The following is a 17421-nucleotide window of genomic DNA, read 5'->3' on the forward strand; positions in this document are numbered from 1 at the left end:
GGCGGCAAAGTGGGACGTCCCATGTGCCTGGCGCACCTTGCGGTCAGGCCGCATGCAGCAAGGGATTGGCCCTTCCGGAAAGCAAACCTGATTCCGCTGGCGCGGTGCGACCAAGTTTCACCGATGGCGGCGGGTGTCGCGGCCGCGCCCGCTCCTGGCGCAACGCATCTGTAGACCGTTGGCCGCGCACAACCGCGCGAGGAACAGCAACTGGGGTGGTGCTTGCCGCGAAAGGGTACTCCAGCAACTGTGCGTCGAGCTGAAGTCCGATGATGACCGCAGCGCCGACGAACGGAAGCCCGTCGATAGTGACGTCGGAAGAGTCGATCCTGAAAGTTGGTGTCACGCTGGCAAAAGGGGCAGGGGCAAGGGCGCACCCCCTCCCACCCGCCCAATTGGGTATGCGCACCGCCGCGAGTCGAATTAGACTGATCACGCGTTCCCTGACCGTGCAATGCCGGTGAGGGTGCGCGATGGTAAAGGCCTGCCCTGCCCATGGAATGGAGTCGCAACTACACGCCATGGCAGCCGATAGCTAAGCTAGCACGCGCCGCTGTACGCGATGCACGGCGTCGACAGCGACGCAAGATCGGCATTGAACGCCGTCGGCCGCGGCCCGACCGCGTTCGCCGCGAGGCCGCGCGCCCCGACCTGAGCGGCCTGTTCGTGTGGCTCAACGAGATCATCTTCAAGCGAAACACGCGGACGGTGGAGGCGGCGATGCCCGCACAAGCCCGCACCCGGCTGACACGCTTCTCTTCAGGAAAAACCTGCTTCGCCCCCGTTCCGAAAGGAAGGACTTCATGTGGCAAATCCATTTCAACGCAACAAACCTGGTCGCGCGCCATCGAGGCACGCTGCCCGTGCTCATCACCTGTCCGCACGGCGGTGTGGCCGATGTTGCGGGCGTGCTGCCGCGCAGCGGCCGCCAGGGGTGCATCTTCGAGTCGTCGCGCGACGTCGACACCAACCTGGTCGCCGCAGGGGTGGCGCAGCGCGTGCTGGAGATCTTCGGCGAGGCGCCCTATGTCGTGATCGCCGAGTTCCATCGCAAGTTCATCGACGCCAACCGGTCGCGGGAATGCGGCTTCGAGGTCGACGCGGCAGCACCGTTCTACGACGAGTACCACGACACTGTGCGCGCCTTCGTCGACGAGATCCGCGCCGACAACGGCGGGCTGGGCCTTCTGTTCGACATCCACGGAACGCAAGGTATTGCGTCGGATCCGGCACAGATCTTCCTCGGAACGGCGCGAGATGAGGAGGACGGCATCGCGCGGTTGCGCGCTGCGGACCCGCAAGTGTTGGCGCGCAGGCGTAGCTTGCGCGGCTTCCTTGAGGCCGGTGGCTACCGCGTCTCGCCGCCGGACCCCAACGGCACCGAGGTGCCGCAGTTCAACGGCGGTTTCACAATCAGGACGTACGGCAGTTCCCATCCCGACGGGCTCGACGCGATGCAGCTGGAAATCACGAGGCCGTTGCGTATCGATCCCACCGAACGCGGGCGACTGATCGAAGTGCTGGCCTTCGCGTTCGGCAACCTCGTGGGCCGCTATGCCGATTCGCACACCTTGACCACGGCGCTCGTCTCGCGTTTCGGCGCTTTCGGTTCCTGACCCGCGACCCACGCACAGGAGCAGTGCAATACCACGGTTTCCATCACGTCGCATGACGCCGTCCAGCAGTCCGCCACCGCGGATCTGCAGGTGGTGCTCAGGCGAACGATTGTGCGGCCATCAGAATGGCACCGGTGCCAAGGCGGGCGGCCGCCGACGAACTACCTCGGGTACCTTGCCGTTTCAGCGCGCTGCCATCCAGGGAGGCCAGTTGATAGGCCTGGTGCAGAGCGGACTGCTGGTCATCAAGAAGCCGTGGCCCGCCATGATCCGCACCATCTGGGGCGACGATGCGCGCTACCGCGCGAGTTACTTCCCGCAGGAGCTGCGCGGCTACTACCTGGCCGGCGACGGCGCCGCACGCGACCGCGAAACGGGCTACTTCACCATCGGCGGACGCATCGACGACGTGCTCAACGTGAGCGGCCACCGCATGGGCACGATGGAGATCGAATCGGCGCTCGTGTCATGCACTGAGTTGGGGGCCGAGGCGGCCGTCGTCGGCCGGCCCGACGAGACGAGCGGTGAGGCCGTGTGCGCCTTTGTCGTGCTCAAGGGCCCGCGCCCGACGGGCGGGGCGGCCGACAAGCTCGCCGCGCAGTTGCGCAACTGGGTCGACAAGGAGATCGGTCCCATTGCCAAGCCCCGCGATGTGCGCTTTGCCGACAACCTGCCCAAGACGCGCAGCGGCAAGATCATGCGGCGCCTGCTGCGCCCGGTGGCCAAGGGTGAGGCGATCACGCAGGACATCTCCACGCTGGAGAACCCCGAGATCCTCAACCAGTTGTCAGAAGTGCACTGAGCGTTCTGTGCCCTCTCAAGGAGACTCGAGCATGAAAATCCTGCTGGCTGTGGACGGCAGAAAATTCACTCGGCGCATGTTGTCTTTCGTGACCACGCACAAGAGCTGGTTCGGCGAAGGGGCCAGCTGCACGTTCTTTCATGGCGTGTTCGCCGTGCCACGCCGCGCGGCGGCCCTGGCCGGGCCGGACCTGGTCCATGCCTACTACGAGGACGACGCGAAGGCGGTGCTCGACCCGGTGCGCGAGTTTCTGGTCGGGTGGCATCGAAGCGCAGTACCTTCACAAGGTAGGCCACCCCTCCGCCGCGATCGCAAAGCTGGCGCAAGAAGGCGGCTTCGACCTCGTCGTGATCGGTTCGCACGGCCAAGGTGCCTTCGCCAACCTGGTGCTCGGCTCGGTGGCCACCCAGGTTCTGGCCAGTTGCAGCGTCCCGGTGCTGGTGATTCGCTGAAGCCGGGCGCGCGCGCCCAGCGCTTGATGTGCATCAAGATCCCGCGCCCCGCGACGACCGACACTGGCACCACTTCATCCACGCCTCCGGAGTGCCCCATGTATCAACGCATTCTCGTTCCCATTGACGGCAGTTCGACGTCGCGGCAGGGCCTGGACGAGGCGTTGCGGCTGGCCCGGCTCAGCGGCGGCAGCGTGCGGCTCGTGCACATCGTCGACCAGCTCAAGTACGTGACGGGCTTCGAAACCTTCTCGGCCTACGACTCGGACCTGCTGCCCATCATGGAAGAGGCCGGCGAGCAGATCCTCCAGGAGGGCCGCGAAATTGCGAAGGCGGCCGGTATCCAGGCTGAGACTTTGCTGTTCACATCGCTGGCCGACCGTGTCTGCGATGTCGTCATCGAGCAGGCCAAGGTGTGGAAGGCCGACCTGATTGTCATCGGCACGCACGGCCGCCACGGCGTCGGCCGGCTCTTGCTCGGGAGCGATGCGGAACAGATCCTTCGCCTGTCCCCGGTGCCTGTGCTGCTGGTGAGGGCGCCCCAAGCGGATGCCGGGGCTGCGTCCGCCGCAGCAGGCGTCCCGGAACGTGTCACGGTGCTCATCTGAGGTCGGGGCCAAGATTGCCATGACGACTCAAACCATCCGCCAACTGATCGCCTTCGTTTTGCTCACGCTTTGCGCGACGGCGTTGCTCGTCGCGGCCGGCCTGAATAGCTCGTGACGGTGGCACGGACGCAAGCGATGCGCATACAGATCTGGAGCGCCTTCCTGTTGGGCTGCACGCTGATCAACTATTCGATGTTGATTGCATGGTTCGTCGCATTCAGCTTCGCGCATGAATGGATGTTCCGTCTGCACGGTAATTTCTTTCACATCTCCCGTGAGCGCTTCGATGGCATTCACTATGCGGGCATGGTGGCTTACAAGGTCGCGATACTTCTTTTCAATCTCGTGCCATTCGTGGCCCTGCGCCTCCTTTGACCGCATGCGCAGTGATGGGTCATGACACGAGGGTCAGCAACCGTTCGACAAACACCTGTTGCCCTTCGTGAATGCGGACGCGCGCCGCCTCGATCGTGAACCAGGCGGCGCGATCGACTTCGGGAAATGTCCTGAGCTGCCCCGAGCGTGGCGGCCATTCGATGTCGAAGGTGTTCGAGACGATCCTGGACGGGTCGGCATCGCCTTCGAAGGCCCAGGCATGGATCAACTTGCCGCTGCGCAGCCGCGCTTCGCCGAGGCTTGCGCAATGGGTGCCGGGTGCGAACCCCGTCTCTTCAAAGAACTCGCGCCTGGCGGCGTCCAGCCCGGCTTCGGCGCCGGCAACGAACTCACCCTTGGGAATGGACCACGCGCCCAGGTCACGCCTGACCCAGAGGGGGCCGCCCGGATGCACCAGAAAAACCTCGACGGCAGAACCCGTGCGCCGGTACATGAGCAGACCGGCGCTCTGGGTGGCGGATCGCCGGGGCGTTGCTGGTATGCGAAGGATCGTCCGCCGCGTGGCGGCTGGCGCAAGACCGGCATTCGGCATGGCGCCGGATGGCTTGCTCATTCCATTGCAAGCGCAGCCGATGGGAGACTGACCCGCAGCGCTGCCTGCTCGGCCTCGATCACCGAGACGGCCCCGGGCGTGCGCACCAGTAGCACCGGCACCGGTGCGGTGCGAAGAACGTTTTCCGCGCCGCTGCCCATCACGAATCGCCCGATGCCGCGGCGGCCGTGCGTGCCGAGCACGATCAGGTCGGCGGCCCACTGCACTGCTTCCGACGCGACCGAGTCGGCCAGCTTCCCGTTGAACTTGTCGTGCAGCACTGTCTCCGCAGGAACGCCGGCCTTTTGGGCCGTGGCGCTGGCCTGTTCGAGCAGCCGCATGCCATTGGAGCGAAGCGTGTTGAGCCAGTCGCCGGCGTAGCCCGCGTAGGCATCCATCGACATCGCAAAGGAGAGTTCGTCGATCACGTAGAGCAGGCGCAGTTGGCCCTTTGTCATCTGCGCGAGGCGAATGGCTTCGGCAAGGCCGAGGTTCGACGTTTCGCTGCCGTCGACCGGAACGAGGATGCGTTGGTACATGGAGGGCTCCGGGGGGTGTGGATGCCGCCAGTATGTAAATGCCGCCGGGCTTTCGACTTGATCTGGCGCAATCCAGAGCGATGTCGCGGGGCAGTCGCTTGCCTTGATCTGCAACAAGGCCGCCGCCGGGCGGATGCGCGACGCTGGAGCCCTGAACAGGAGCACATCAAATGCACGAGACAACCCGCATAATTCGCGACGAGCACGCAGCGCTGTCGGCCATGCTGCGTTCCATCCTCATGTTGCTGGCCGAGCACCGCCGCAAAGGCACCATGCCGGATTTCGCATCGCTTCGGGCGATGCTCTTCTACGTGGACGAGTTTCCGGAGAAGCGCCATCACCGCAAGGAGTCGGAATTGCTCTTTCCCAGGCTGCGGGCGCGCACCCCAATCTCGCGCGAACTGCTCGACCGGCTGGACGACGACCACGAACGCGGCGAGCGAAAGATCCGCAACGTGGAGCACGCCCTGCTGGCCTTCGAGATGCTGGGTGAATCGCGGCGTGACCAGTTCGAAACAGCGGTGGAGCGCTACGCCGACTTCTACCTCGCGCACATGGCGCTGGAAGAACGGGAGATCCTCCCGCTGGCCGAACGCGTGTTGACCGAGGAGGACTGGGCCGAACTCGACGACGCTTTCCGCAAGAACTGCGACCCGCTCACGGGCTGCGAGCCGGAAGAGGAATACCGGGCCTTGTTCACGCGCATCGTCAACCGGGTTCCCGCGCCCATCGGGCTGGGGTCGCAAGCCTGAGGGCTTTCAACCGCCATTCAGGCTCAACACCACGCGCCGCTGGTCGGACGCCGCAGCCTCGCTGCGGTCGTCTTCAAAACCAGCGCTGCGCGAGAGCTTCAGCATGCGCGTGTTCTCCCGCAGCACATTGCCGACCAGCCGCTCGATGCCGCGGCTGCGCGCATGCTCGATCAACTGGTTCAACAGGAGCTTGCCGAGCCCTTGTCCCTTGAGGTCCGAGCGCACGAGAAGGGCGAACTCGGCCTCTACCCCATCCGGGTCGCTCACGGCGCGGCCAACCCCCAGCGTTTCCTGTTGCCCCTGCGTGTTGACGCCCACTCCATTGCCGGCGCGGCCGGCTTTCACCACGATCACCGGTTTGTTGCGGGCTGCGGCGCGCGCGGCCGACATGAACTTGCGCGGTGACTGGATGGATTCGATGTACAGCAGGATGGCGCGGGTCTTCGCGTCGCTGGCCAGGTAGTCCAGGAGGTCGCCGAAATCGACGTCGCAATGGTCGCCGAGGGAGACGAGATGCGACAGGCCGATGCCGCGGCCCTTCGCCCAGTCCAGCGTGGCCGTGGCCAACGCGCCGGACTGCGACACGAAGGCCACCTCACCGGCCAGCGCATCGGCCTGTGCAAAGCTCGCATTGAGGCCAATGTGCGGGCTCAACAGCCCGATGCAGTTGGGCCCCAGCAGCCGCACGAGCCCCGGCCGTGCCGCATCCAGCGTGGCCTGCTTCTGGCGCGCGTCCAGTCCCGCGGTCACGATGAGCACCGCGCGGGTGCCGAGTGCGCCCAGTTCCACCACAAGATGCGTAATGGTGTGTGCCGGCGTGCACAGGATCGCCAGGTCCGGCGGGGCGGGCAAGTCGGCGGCCTTGGCGAATGTGCGCACCCCTGCGACCTGCGCATGCTTCGGATTGACCGGGTAGATGGCACCGGTGAAGCGCCCCGCGCGCACGTTGCGCCAGACGGTGGCGCCCACGCTGCCGGGGCGCTCCGAAGCGCCAAATATCGCGACGGATGCGGGCGACAAAAGTTGATCGAGATGGCGAATGCTCAAGGCAAGCCCCCGGAGGATTGTTGAGCGTCATCATCCGTGCTCTCTCCGGGCGTCACTTGACGAAGATCAACCCGGATGGCCGGCGAGGTGTCACGCTGCACTCATCAAGGAGACAGGTCCATGCGCATCCAGTTCATCGGCGGCACCGGCACCGTCACCGGCTCCAAATACCTGCTGGAACACGGCGGCAAGCGACTGTTGGTGGACTGTGGGCTGTTCCAGGGCCTGAAGCAATTGCGCTTGCGCAACCGGGAGCCGCTGCCGTTCGACGCCGCCAGCGTCGACGCGGTGCTGCTCACGCACGCCCACATGGACCACAGCGGCTTCATCCCCCGGCTCGTCCAGATGGGTTTCAACGGACCGGTGTATTGCACACAGGCCACGCATGCACTGTGCGAACTCCTGTTGCCCGACTCTGGCCGCCTGCAGGAGGAGGAAGCCGACTTCGCGAATCGCCATGGCCATTCGAAGCACCAGCCCGCGCTGCCGCTCTACACCGAAGACGATGCGCGCAAGGCGTTGAAGCACTTCGAGCCCATCGGCTTCGACACCGTGCACGTGCCGTGGCCCGGCTGGAAATGGCGGTTGCGCCGCGCCGGTCACATCCTGGGCGCGGCCAGCGCACGCATCGTCTGGCCGGGCGGCAGCATCCTCTTTTCAGGCGATCTCGGCCGCAGCGACGACCTCGTGATGCGCGCGCCGCAGCAGCCCGAGCCTGCCGACTACGTGGTGATCGAGTCCACCTACGGCGACCGCATCCACCGAGACGTCGACGTGCTCGCTGCGCTGGCGGCGGTCATCAACCGCACGGCCGCGCGGGGTGGTGTCATCGTGGTTCCCTCCTTCGCGGTGGGGCGCGCGCAAACCATCCTTTATTGCATCCACCTGCTCAAGGAGGCGCGGCGCATCCCGGATGTTCCGGTTTACCTCAACAGTCCCATGGCGGCGGATGCCACGCGCATCTTCCGGCATCACTTGGACGAACTGCGCCTGGACGCCGCGCAATGCGCGGCGATGAGCCAGGGCATCACCTTCGTCAACACGCAGGAAGAGTCGAGGCGGCTCAACGCGCTCGATTACCCGTCGATCATCGTGTCGGCCAGTGGCATGGCGACCGGCGGGCGGGTGCTCCACCACATCAAGGCCTATGCGCCCGATGCGCGCAACGCCATCCTCTTCGTCGGGTTCCAGGCGGCGGCCACCCGTGGCGCGGCCATGGTGGCCGGCGCCGCCTCGGTCAAGATCCATGGCGAGTACGTGCCCATCCGCGCCGAGGTGGCCAACCTCGACAGCCTGTCGGCGCACGCGGACCGCGAGCAGCTCCTGGCCTGGATCGGCGCCCTGCCTGCGCCGAAGCGCGTGTTCGTGACGCATGGCGAGCCCGTGGCGGCCGATGCACTGCGCCTGGCGATCGAGGAGCGCCACGGCTGGGCGGTGACTGTGCCTGAGTACCTGGAGTCGCGCGAACTCTGAAGGGCCGCATGTCCAGGCCCGCCAATCATCTGCTGGCGCGCCGCGCCGGCATCGACACCTACCAGCAGCCGGTGGTGTACATGCGCAGCGACTGTCCGGTCTGCCGTGCCGAGGGCTTCCAGTCGCAGGCACAGGTGGAACTGGTGTCCGGCGGCCGCCATCTGCTGGCCATCCTGCACCACGTAGATCGCGAGTGGCTCGGCCGTGACGAGATCGCGCTGTCGGAAGTGGGCTGGACGCTGCTGGGCGCCTGCGACGGTGATCCGGTCGTGGTGCGCCATCCGCCCTTGCTGGAGTCGCTGGCACACCTGCGCGCGAAGGTACATGGCACCCGTTTTGGCTACGAGGGCTTGCGGCCGTTGATGGATGACGTGAGCCATGGCCGTGTGTCCGACATCCACCTCGCGTCCATCGTGACGGTGTGCGCCGGAGGCGGACTGGACATGGGCGAAACGGTGGCCCTCACGCGCGCCATGGTGGACGTGGGCGAGCGCATCGACTGGGGCGTGTCGCCGGTGGTGGACAAGCATTGCATCGGCGGGCTGCCCGGCAACCGGACCCCGCTCATCGTGGTGCCCATCGTGGCCGCCTGCGGCGTGACCATGCCCAAGACCTCGTCGCGCGCGATCACCTCGGCGGCCGGCACGGCCGACGCCATGGAAACGCTCGCGCCATTGAACCTGGACGTGGCCGCCATGCGCCGCGTCGTGGAACGCGAAGGTGGCTGCATCGCGTGGGGTGGCGCCACGCGCATCAGTCCCGCAGACGACATGCTGATCCGGGTGGAGCGGCCCCTCAACATCGACAGCGAAGGCCTGCTGGTGGCCTCCATCCTGTCCAAGAAGGTCGCGGTGGGATCGCAGCGCGTGCTGATCGATATTCCTGTGGGACCGCTGGCCAAGGTGCGCGGCGTGGCGGCAGCAGGGCAACTGTCGCAAAGCCTCGTGGCGGTGGGCGCCGCGCTGGGCCTGCTTGTCGTCACGGCCTTCACGGACGGCCGGCAGCCGGTGGGCCGCGGCATCGGCCCGGCGCTGGAGGCGGCGGACGTGCTGGCCGTGCTGGAACGCCGCGCCGACGCGCCCGCCGACCTGCGCGAGCCGCCGAAGGCGGCCCATCGCTTCAGCGTGGAGGCGCGGCACGCGGGCGTCGTGCGCGGCATCGACACGCGCCTGGTCACACGCGCGGCCAAGCTCGCCGGCGCCCCGCGCGACCCCGCCGCCGGCGCCACGCTTCAGGTGCGCGTAGAGGACTCACAGGCGCCTGCGTTTCAGATCGACATTGAAAGACAGCGATGAGCCCTGTGCCGCTTGCTCCCCTCGACCCCTGGATGTCGGGTTCCATCGCACTCGACGTCGCGATGGCGTCGCATGCCTCCCCCGAAGCACTGGCTTCCCGGCGCACCACGCGACTGGCCGAATTGCTGTCGTCTGCAGCCCGGAATTCACCGATGTACCGCGAACTGCTGGGAGGCCGCGACCCGGCATCGCTGCGCCTGCAGGACCTGCCCGTCATGCACAAGGCGCACCTGATGCGCCACTTCGATGACTGGGTGGCCGACCCGCATCTGAAACTGGACGCGCTTCGGCGCTTCACGGACGACCGGGCACGCCTGGCCGAGCCGCACCTGGGCCGCTATGTGGTGTGGGAGAGTTCGGGCAGCACCGGCGAGCCGGGCATCTTTGTGCAGGACGCGCAGGCCATGGCGGTCTACGATGCGCTGGAGGCGCTGCGCCGCCCGGTGCTTCGCCCCCTGCAGCGCCTGCTGGACCCGTGGAGCCTGGCGGAGCGAATTGCCTTCGTGGGCGCGATCGGCGGTCATTTTGCGAGCACGGTGTCGATCGAGCGGCTGCGGCGCCTGAACCCTGCCATGTCGGGCCAGTTGCACAGCATTTCCTTCTTGCAGCCCGTGGGCGAGCTGGTGGCGCAACTCAATGCACTCGCGCCCACCGTGATCGCCACCTATCCCAGCGCGGCCGTGCTGCTCGCGCAGGAGCGCGCCGAAGGCCGTCTCGAAGCCTCGCCGCACGAGGTGTGGACCGGTGGCGAGGATTTCTCGCCCGCGAAACGTCGATTCGTGCAGTGCGCCTTCGGATGCGCGGTGGCCAACAGCTATGGCGCCTCCGAGTTCCTGGCGCTGGCGTCTGAATGCACGCGGGGGCGACTGCACCTGAACAGCGACTGGGCCATCCTGGAATCGGTCGACCGGCACGGCCATCCCGTGCCAGCGGGACAGGCGGGCGCGACGGCGCTGTTGACCAACCTGGCCAACCATGTGCAACCACTGATTCGCTACGACATCGGCGATCGCGTGACGCAGCATGCGGCGCCGTGCGAATGCGGCTCGTCTTTGCCGGTGATCGAGGTCCAAGGCCGTAGCGAAGAAACACTGGACCTGGGCGCGGCTGGCTCCAAAACCGTGAGCCTGCTGCCCCTGGCGCTGAGCACCGTGCTCGAAGAAGAGGCCTCGCTGTTCGATTTCCAGCTCGTGCAGCGGGGCGCCACGGATCTGCTGTTGCGCACCGGGCTGCAGGGCTCAACGGGCGAACTCGCGCTGCGGCGCGCCCGCCGTGCGCTCGGGTCTTTCCTGGAGGCCCAGGGGGCGCACGGCGTGCAGATCCACTGCCAGTTCGGGGAGCCCATTCACTGCAGTCGCGGCGGCAAGATCCAGCGGGTGGTCGTGGCCCTTCACTGACTTTCAGGCGCGCGAGAGGGTGTCCACCAGCACCGCCTGCATCACGCTGCGGTGGTTGTCTGCGCGTCGCCCTTCGTCGAGCGGGGCGCCACGCGCATGCATCGGCCAGGTGAGCGGGTGCGTGGCGTCGACCACGAAGGTGGCGTCGTTGCAGGCGGAGGGGTGCGCCTCGCCGGCCAGCACGTCGAAGCCGATCTGGTGCGCCGCGGACATGAAAGCGCGGCCCCGTGATGCATCCGGGTCGCCCAGCAAGCGGATGGACAGGGGTGTGGCGGGTGGCAGGGGATGCTCGTACAGCGTCATCAGGTCGGCGATGGCGTGTACCGGATGGTCGTCCTGATCCAGGCCGTCAAAAACGGGGACGCCCGCCGAGTGCGCGATCTCGCGTACCGTCGGTGCAGGCAATGACTCGCAATCGATGGCGTCATACATGCGCCCCAGCGCCCGGCCCAGTGCCCTGATGTCCAGCGGCATGCCGGTATCAAGAAAGCGCACCCACGCCACGCGGACGCCGAGTTCCTGCGCGGCCCGCTGCAAGGGGGTCGGCCTGGACGGCGGGTCGGCGGCAGACATGAGCGCCATGTTCTTGCCCGCCAGGGGCTTGAACGAAGCGCTCGCGCGAAAACTCGCACCGATGCGACGCGCCGCGGCGAAGAGCTCCAGAATGCCTGCGGCCGCAAGCGGCTGGCTTGACGAAACAAGAACGGGGGCAAGGGACGGCGTCGTGATCACAGGGGCAACCTTAGGGCCTGCGCCGCGGGCAACGGCGGGCGATGGCAAAGCCGTCTTCGCCCGGCAATCCAAGATCGAGCAGCACGAGCTTGGAAGGGTCGCACGCCATCAGGTCCATCAGGGCCGCGCCGAAGTGGACCTGGCTGACGCGAAAGCCGTTGCTTCCAAGATAGGCTGCCAATAGTTGTGTTATGTCCGGCTCGTCATCGAGCACGGCAAGGTGGGTCGTCGTGTTCACGGGCGAAATCGCAGCCCTGCGCTTGCGCCACAACAACAAGGCAATACGAGGAGCACGATGCCCGCCCGGGCCGGTCACCGGTGCTGCTTTTCGGACACTCTTTGGCACGCTGCGCAACGCGTGGCGATGGGCTGTGCGAGCAGTCGCTCACGCCCTATCTCTTCTCCACATTCGTCGCACAGGCCGTAGCGCCCCGTGGCAAGGCGCTGTTCGGCCTGCTCGATGTCATGAAGGCGCTGTCTGTCGATCTCGATCTCCGCCTGGAGCATTTCGCTTTCGCGCTCGATTTCTGCGTCATCCGGGCGGGAGTGGACTTCGCGGTCGGCGACGAAGGTGCTGGTGTGGGCCATCGGGGCGCTCTCGCGCAGTTCGTCCAGCACTTCGCGTTTCATGGTTCCAAGACGCGTTGCCAATGCGGTTCTGTCTGCGGTCGTCAGGTGTTTCATGGCTTGCGGCCGGGAGTGGATGGGATGGTTGATGATCTCCGGTTCACTGCAGCGCGCCTTGCGCTGCGTCAATGGATGCCGCGCGCATCCTCCCAGTCTTCCCACGCCACTGGATGGCGGGCCAGGCAGGCGTGCACCGCCTCCGCCCGGCGTGGGATGGAAGTTGTCGGCTCCGAGGCGCGCAAAGAGCCCGAAACGCTTGATCTTGTCCATGACCGGGTCCTTCATCTCCGCGAACCACAACCCGATGCTTTCGGCATGCAGGCGTTCGTCCAGTTCACCGATGATGTCCGCAGCCGTCACGTCGACGCTGGTCGCGGGCTCTGCGGCCACGGCGACCGTGCGATCCGGCGTGGGCGAACACGCCACGGCAGCCTGCACGCGTTCGCTGAAGAGTTCCGCATTCGCAAGGAACAGGGGCGCATCCCAGCGGAAGAGCACCAGGCCGTCGATGCGTTGGGCTTGGGGATAGCGGCTCAGGACGTGGTTAGCCCTTGACGTAGTCCACCCGCCCCCGTACGGGCGAATGCGGGCGCCAGCCGTCCCGGAGGAACTCGATGACGGCGAAGACGACCGCCAGGCCCATACCGGGGATCGCACCGAGCAGCGCAACACCGGCCAGACAGATGATCGACAGCCAGAACTCCCAGCGCTGGATGCGGTAGATGCCGCGCAGGTCCTTGACTTCGATGAGGCTGGCGGCCGCGATCACCACCGCCGCGAGTGCCGCGGCCGGCATGAACAGCAGGAGGTCGGGCGTCAGCAGCAGGAGCGCAATGATGGCGAGGGCCGCGACAACGCCGGTAAGTTGCGTGCGTGCGCCGGCGGCCTGCGCAACGGGCGTGCGCGAAGCGCTGCTGCTGACCGGAATGCCCTGGAAGAGCCCCGTGGCCCGATTGGCGATGCCCAGCCTGGTCATTTCCTGGTTTGGCGCCACGGGCAATCGCATCCCTGGCCACGTCAACGCGCGAGAGCACGCTGGTGTCGGCAAAAGACATCAGCGCCACCGCAAGACCACCCAGCAACGCCGGGGTGATGTCATCCACGCCGATGAGCGGGAGCGTGGGCACCGGCAGGCCTTGAGGCAGCGGACCGAGCACCGACACGCTGGCGCGCGAGGGCAGGTCGAACAGGCCCGCGGCCAATGTGGCCCCCACCATCCCGATAAGAACGGCCGGCACGCGCGGGTGGCGCTGCAACAGGAAAACTGCGCGAGCATTCCCGCGCCGACAAGACGCGCAGCGAGATTGGTCCGTCCTGCGAGCAAGCCTTGGGCAAAGTCCCAGGCCTGGCCTTGCACGCCATACGCATCCACGGAAAGGCCGAAGAGCCTGGGCAACCGGCTCACGATCACCGTGAGCGCGATGCCATTCATGAAACCATATCGAATGGGTTTGGAGAGCAGTTCAGTGACGAAGCCCAGTTTCGCGAGCCCTGCGGCGATGCAGATGACCCCCGGGACGACGGCATGGCGCTCGCCAGCGTGATCGCCCTCCTGGGATCGCCGGCCGCAAGCGGTGCGACAACGGTGAGGATCAACGCCGAGAGAGCGGAATCGGGGCCCAGCACGAGAACGCGGCTGGGGCCGAACACGGCGCAGGCCAGCAGCGGCACGATGGTCGCATAACGACCATGGATGCCTTTGACGCCGGATGCCTCGGCATAAGCGATGCCCATCGGCACCAGCATGGCGTCAGTGCAAGCCCTGCGGCCACGATGTTGCGCAGCCACGCGCGCCCGTAGGTGCGCAGGGTGCGCGAGCCTGGCAGGCGCTGGCGTGACGCCCCGCGCATGGCGTTGCGCTATGCGTGCGTCTCCGCGGCCATGTGCCTGCGAAGTTCGCGATAGTCCTGGCCCTGGCCTTCACCGAACAGGGGACCGGCCGAGCTGGGCGCTGCTTTCGCAATCTCCCGCCAGTCCTTGGGCGTCAGCAATTGCGCAGCGCGCGGCAGGATCTGTCGCTCCTCGGTGGCCAGGTGGTGCCGGTAATACACCAGATAGAGCGCTGCGGCGGCCTCCACGCTCGAGCGCAAGACCACCCCGTCCGAAATGATGTCCTGCAGGCGATGGACGAGTTCTTCGCCGGCCACCGCCATCGCCCGGTGCTCCTGCTTGAGGCGGTTGATCGCCAAGCGCAGAGCGGGATCATGCTGCAGCAGCCGTGCGAAGGCCGCGTCCTCGAAGCGGTGGTGCGAGCGGTCGCCAAAATCACGCAGGTACGTGACGACGTCGAGCATCAGGTCGTAGTCCGGGCAGCCATCGTCGTGGAAGCGGGTCAGTTGCTCGTCCAGAACGTTCAGGAGCCGCGAGAAGTTGACATGCTCTGCATGCCATCGGGGAATGAGGCTGGTGGTCATGGCGCCCCTGGATGGAGTGCCAGTCATGGGTCGACATCGCGTCGTTCCGGTGATGTCGCGGGCCAGTAAAAGGTGGCGTCGGTGGCGCCGCGCCCCACATTGACCGTGCGCACTTGGGTCGCACCGTTATACGTCGCGCTCACGGCCCAGGCGCCCGGATCCAGGGCGATGAAAAAGAAGGGACCGCTGTCGGCGAAGGGGCCGAACATGCCCACGCCATCCACGCGCCGGACGACGACGTAGACGCCGGCCGCATAGGCCCCATTGGCTTCGGCAAAGGTCAGGTGCAGGTTGTAGAGGCCGCGGTCCGCACGCATGGCTTCCTGCCCTTCCTTGCTGATGCCGCCGCTCAGGGCGCTCCCATGTGGAAGCGATTGGGACCAGGCCGTCAGGGCAAGGGCGCGGCTTGCGCAGCGCGCCGCATGCATGAGAAAGCAACCTTTGCCTTCATGATTGCAATGCCTTTCCGTCCGTCCGCCATCAAACCGACTGCGGCGACAGCGTGGTGGGGCGGACGGCTTCCTGCGAGGTGATGGCGCTGCCCACTGAGGTGCCAAAGGCCTGCAGGCGCGCCGCAAAGCTGCCGTCCCCGACTTCACGAGCCGTGAACTCGGTGCTCAGGATCGGCGCGCGATCCGCCATGCGCGCGATCTCGGCCACCGCGTTGGGCGCGCCGCTGCCGCCCATGATGGAGATCACGGCCACGGCGGGCAACTTGTCGCGGTGCATCGCCACGAAACTGCGCATCGGGCCGGCCAGTTGAAGAGCCCAGATGGGGGAGATCAGCACCACAGCGTCGAAGCCGGCCGGCGGCGGCCCGATGTAGCGTATGGCCGGGCGAAGCCGCAGCAGTGAATCGACGATGCAGCGCACAACGCCGAGCGCGCCGCCGGCCGTTCGGGGACTTGCTTCCCTGATCTCGGCCATTTCCCAGCCCTGCTGGCTGCACAGCAGTTGCGCGACGTTTCGCGAGGTGCCGGTCAGGGAATAGAGGACCACGAGAACCTTGCTCATCACAGCCTCCGCCTTGTTCATGAAATTTCAATGTAGTGGCGCCGTGGCAGTTCAACCTTGCGTTGCATCAAGGACTTGACGGGATCACCGGATGACCTTGCGCCAGCGCAAGCGGCGCGCCATATGTCGTGGACGAACATCGCCGCATGGTCCAGACTGCGTCCATGGAAGAGCACGCATCAATTGCGCCGGATGCCGATCGCACGCTCGTCGACGCACTGCGCCTTCGCCTGGAAGCCGACAGCGGCCAACCGGTGCGACTGGTCGAGACGCACATCTCCTGGGTGCTGTTGACGGCGACACGGGCGTACAAGCTCAAGAAGCCGGTGCGGCTTTCCTTCGTCGACTTCACAACGCTCGCGGCGCGCAAGCATTTCTGCGATGAAGAGGTGCGGCTCAACCGGGTTCTGGCACCGGACCTCTATCTGGGCGTCGAGCCGGTCTGCGGCAGCCGGGACGTGCCGCACATCCGTGGCGTAGGCGAGCCCATCGACCATGTGGTCTGCATGAAGCGCTTTCCCGATGGCGCGCTGTTGGGGGAGCTTCTTGCGGCAGGGCAACTGGCGGCGGCGGAACTCGACGCACTTGCGCGCAGGCTGGCCTCTTTCCATGCCAACGCGCCCGTGGCGGATTCTTTGTCCTTGCATGGTGCGCCAGAGCAGGTCGGCCAGTCCGTCATGAACGCGCTCGATCAGCTCGACCTGCACGGCAACATCGCGCGCATCGCTCCGCTGCGCTGCTGGGTCGTCCAAGAGGCGCAGCGGCTGCACATGGCCTGGCTGCAACGGCAACGCAACGGCGCAGTGCGCGAATGCCACGGCGACCTTCATCTGGCCAACGTGGTTCGCGTGGACGGCGAGTGGTTGCCCTTCGACCGCATCGAGTTCGATCCGGCACTGCGCTGGATCGACGTGATGAGCGATGTCGCCTTTCTCGTGATGGACCTGAAGGCGCATGGCCGGGCGGACCTCGCTTTCCGCTTTCTCGATGTGTACCTGCAGCACAGGGGCGACCACGGGGGCCTGACCGTGCTGCGCTTCTACGAGGTCTACCGTGCCCTGGTGCGTGCGCTGGTCGCCAGCCTGCGCAAAGGGCCACCCGCTGGCTGCGAAGCGCCGATGGTGCCCGACTATCTGGCGTGCGCCGAGGGACTCGTGCGCAGTGCCGGCGCGCCAAGGCTGCTGATCACGCATGGCTTCTCGGGCTCGGGGAAGTCCACCGTGGCGGGCCAGTTGCTGGAAGTGGCGGGCGCCATCCGCATCCGGTCCGACGTGGAGCGCAAGCGCCTGTTTGGCCTGGGGGTGCTGGAGCGGTCGGCCGCGCGGGGACTGGACATCTACACGCCCGAGGCCACGCGGCGCACCTTTGCGCGCCTGTGCGAGGTGGCGCGCATTGCCTTGCAGGCCGGCTATCCGGTGATCCTCGATGCCGCATTCTTGCGCCATGCCGAGCGCGTGGCCTTTCGCGCACTGGCGGCTTCGCTACGGGTGCCCTTTGCCATCCTCGACGTGCGTGCCCAGGGGCCGCAACTGCGCCATCGCCTGGCCGCGCGTCAGGCGGATGCGTCCGAAGCCGACCTTGAGGTGCTGGAGCGTCAGCTGGCCTTTCACGAAGCGCTCGATGCCGATGAACTGGCGGTGACCATCGCGGTGGACACGCAGGAGCGCGTCGATGCTGAACAGTTGCTGGCGCGCTGGCTGGCGGTGCGCTGAGGCGTGCCTCAGG

18 protein-coding genes and 2 pseudogenes are annotated in these 17421 nt (G+C 66.6%); 10 read left to right on the forward strand and 10 right to left on the reverse strand.

The genetic code is table 11. The features are described 5' to 3' along the window. Window positions 1–803 precede the first annotated feature (803 nt). The 5 genes and pseudogenes from QTI66_RS29655 to QTI66_RS29675 all read left to right on the forward strand — a co-directional run bounded on the left by QTI66_RS29655 (window position 804) and on the right by QTI66_RS29675 (window position 3853). Window positions 804–1616 (forward strand): N-formylglutamate amidohydrolase, encoded by an 813-nt coding sequence (locus QTI66_RS29655; protein ID WP_286563866.1) that lies wholly within the window; start codon window positions 804–806, stop codon window positions 1614–1616. A 166-nt stretch (window positions 1617–1782) separates the two neighbouring features. Beyond that, window positions 1783–2418, forward strand: a pseudogene (locus QTI66_RS29660) (AMP-binding enzyme); the annotation flags it as partial. A 197-nt stretch (window positions 2419–2615) separates the two neighbouring features. Further along, the gene (locus QTI66_RS29665; protein WP_286563867.1) at window positions 2616–2870 is read left to right on the forward strand and encodes a universal stress protein; all 255 of its coding nucleotides are present in this window, start codon (window positions 2616–2618) and stop codon (window positions 2868–2870) included. Between the two features lie 98 nt (window positions 2871–2968). Then, the gene (locus QTI66_RS29670; RefSeq protein WP_286563868.1) at window positions 2969–3478 is read left to right on the forward strand and encodes a universal stress protein; all 510 of its coding nucleotides are present in this window, start codon (window positions 2969–2971) and stop codon (window positions 3476–3478) included. 135 nt (window positions 3479–3613) lie between these two features. Continuing rightward, window positions 3614–3853 carry a DUF6868 family protein gene (locus QTI66_RS29675; RefSeq protein ID WP_286563869.1) on the forward strand — a complete coding sequence of 80 codons (240 nt, stop codon included), beginning with the start codon at window positions 3614–3616 and terminating at the stop codon, window positions 3851–3853. A 19-nt stretch (window positions 3854–3872) separates the two neighbouring features. Here the strand turns inward: QTI66_RS29675 and QTI66_RS29680 are convergent, their stop codons facing one another. Both QTI66_RS29680 and QTI66_RS29685 read right to left on the reverse strand, forming a co-directional pair. Further along, window positions 3873–4427 carry an NUDIX hydrolase gene (locus QTI66_RS29680; protein WP_286563870.1) on the reverse strand — a complete coding sequence of 185 codons (555 nt, stop codon included), beginning with the start codon at window positions 4425–4427 and terminating at the stop codon, window positions 3873–3875. Next, window positions 4424–4945 (reverse strand): universal stress protein, encoded by a 522-nt coding sequence (locus QTI66_RS29685; protein ID WP_286563871.1) that lies wholly within the window; start codon window positions 4943–4945, stop codon window positions 4424–4426. The genes QTI66_RS29680 and QTI66_RS29685 overlap by 4 nt, the downstream gene beginning before the upstream one ends. Before the next feature lie 170 nt (window positions 4946–5115). Here QTI66_RS29685 and QTI66_RS29690 point away from each other — a divergent pair, with 170 nt between their 5' ends. Continuing rightward, window positions 5116–5697 carry a hemerythrin domain-containing protein gene (locus QTI66_RS29690; RefSeq protein ID WP_286563873.1) on the forward strand — a complete coding sequence of 194 codons (582 nt, stop codon included), beginning with the start codon at window positions 5116–5118 and terminating at the stop codon, window positions 5695–5697. 6 nt (window positions 5698–5703) lie between these two features. Here the strand turns inward: QTI66_RS29690 and QTI66_RS29695 are convergent, their stop codons facing one another. Continuing rightward, window positions 5704–6744, reverse strand: a complete 1041-nt coding sequence (locus QTI66_RS29695) for a bifunctional acetate--CoA ligase family protein/GNAT family N-acetyltransferase (RefSeq protein ID WP_353506234.1) — start codon at window positions 6742–6744, stop codon at window positions 5704–5706. Between the two features lie 120 nt (window positions 6745–6864). Here QTI66_RS29695 and QTI66_RS29700 point away from each other — a divergent pair, with 120 nt between their 5' ends. From QTI66_RS29700 to QTI66_RS29710, 3 genes are read left to right on the forward strand one after another with little or no spacing between them, the layout of a single operon-like run. Continuing rightward, a complete protein-coding gene (locus QTI66_RS29700) occupies window positions 6865–8217 on the forward strand; it encodes an MBL fold metallo-hydrolase RNA specificity domain-containing protein (RefSeq protein ID WP_286563874.1) in 1353 nt (450 codons plus the stop codon). An 8-nt stretch (window positions 8218–8225) separates the two neighbouring features. Continuing rightward, a complete protein-coding gene (locus QTI66_RS29705) occupies window positions 8226–9512 on the forward strand; it encodes a thymidine phosphorylase (RefSeq protein ID WP_286563875.1) in 1287 nt (428 codons plus the stop codon). 32 nt (window positions 9513–9544) lie between these two features. Further along, window positions 9545–10909: a phenylacetate--CoA ligase family protein gene (locus tag QTI66_RS29710; RefSeq protein WP_286563876.1), complete on the forward strand. Its 1365-nt coding sequence runs from the start codon at window positions 9545–9547 to the stop codon at window positions 10907–10909. A 3-nt stretch (window positions 10910–10912) separates the two neighbouring features. On the opposite strand, the gene QTI66_RS29715 is transcribed toward QTI66_RS29710, so the two are convergent. The 7 genes and pseudogenes from QTI66_RS29715 to QTI66_RS29745 form a co-directional block, all read right to left on the reverse strand. Then, window positions 10913–11641: a Rossmann-fold NAD(P)-binding domain-containing protein gene (locus tag QTI66_RS29715; RefSeq protein ID WP_286563877.1), complete on the reverse strand. Its 729-nt coding sequence runs from the start codon at window positions 11639–11641 to the stop codon at window positions 10913–10915. 10 nt (window positions 11642–11651) lie between these two features. Next, window positions 11652–11879 carry a response regulator gene (locus tag QTI66_RS29720; protein WP_286563878.1) on the reverse strand — a complete coding sequence of 76 codons (228 nt, stop codon included), beginning with the start codon at window positions 11877–11879 and terminating at the stop codon, window positions 11652–11654. Window positions 11880–11953: 74 nt separating this feature from the next. After that, on the reverse strand, window positions 11954–12325 hold the full coding sequence (locus QTI66_RS39645) for a TraR/DksA family transcriptional regulator (protein ID WP_353506244.1): 372 nt from the start codon (window positions 12323–12325) through the stop codon (window positions 11954–11956). A 150-nt stretch (window positions 12326–12475) separates the two neighbouring features. Beyond that, window positions 12476–14118: pseudogene (locus QTI66_RS29730) on the reverse strand (SulP family inorganic anion transporter); the annotation flags it as partial. 9 nt (window positions 14119–14127) lie between these two features. Beyond that, window positions 14128–14682 (reverse strand): hemerythrin domain-containing protein, encoded by a 555-nt coding sequence (locus QTI66_RS29735; RefSeq protein ID WP_286563880.1) that lies wholly within the window; start codon window positions 14680–14682, stop codon window positions 14128–14130. Between the two features lie 23 nt (window positions 14683–14705). Beyond that, window positions 14706–14999: a hypothetical protein gene (locus tag QTI66_RS29740; RefSeq protein ID WP_286563881.1), complete on the reverse strand. Its 294-nt coding sequence runs from the start codon at window positions 14997–14999 to the stop codon at window positions 14706–14708. A gap of 163 nt (window positions 15000–15162) precedes the next feature. After that, a complete protein-coding gene (locus QTI66_RS29745) occupies window positions 15163–15696 on the reverse strand; it encodes a flavodoxin family protein (protein WP_286563882.1) in 534 nt (177 codons plus the stop codon). 146 nt (window positions 15697–15842) lie between these two features. Here QTI66_RS29745 and QTI66_RS29750 point away from each other — a divergent pair, with 146 nt between their 5' ends. Then, complete coding sequence (locus QTI66_RS29750; RefSeq protein ID WP_286563883.1) at window positions 15843–17408, forward strand: bifunctional aminoglycoside phosphotransferase/ATP-binding protein; 1566 nt, start codon at window positions 15843–15845, stop codon at window positions 17406–17408. The last annotated feature ends 13 nt before the right edge of the window (window positions 17409–17421 follow it).

This window comes from Variovorax brevis, from assembly GCF_030317105.1.
Classification (GTDB): Bacteria; Pseudomonadota; Gammaproteobacteria; order Burkholderiales; family Burkholderiaceae_C; genus Variovorax; species Variovorax brevis.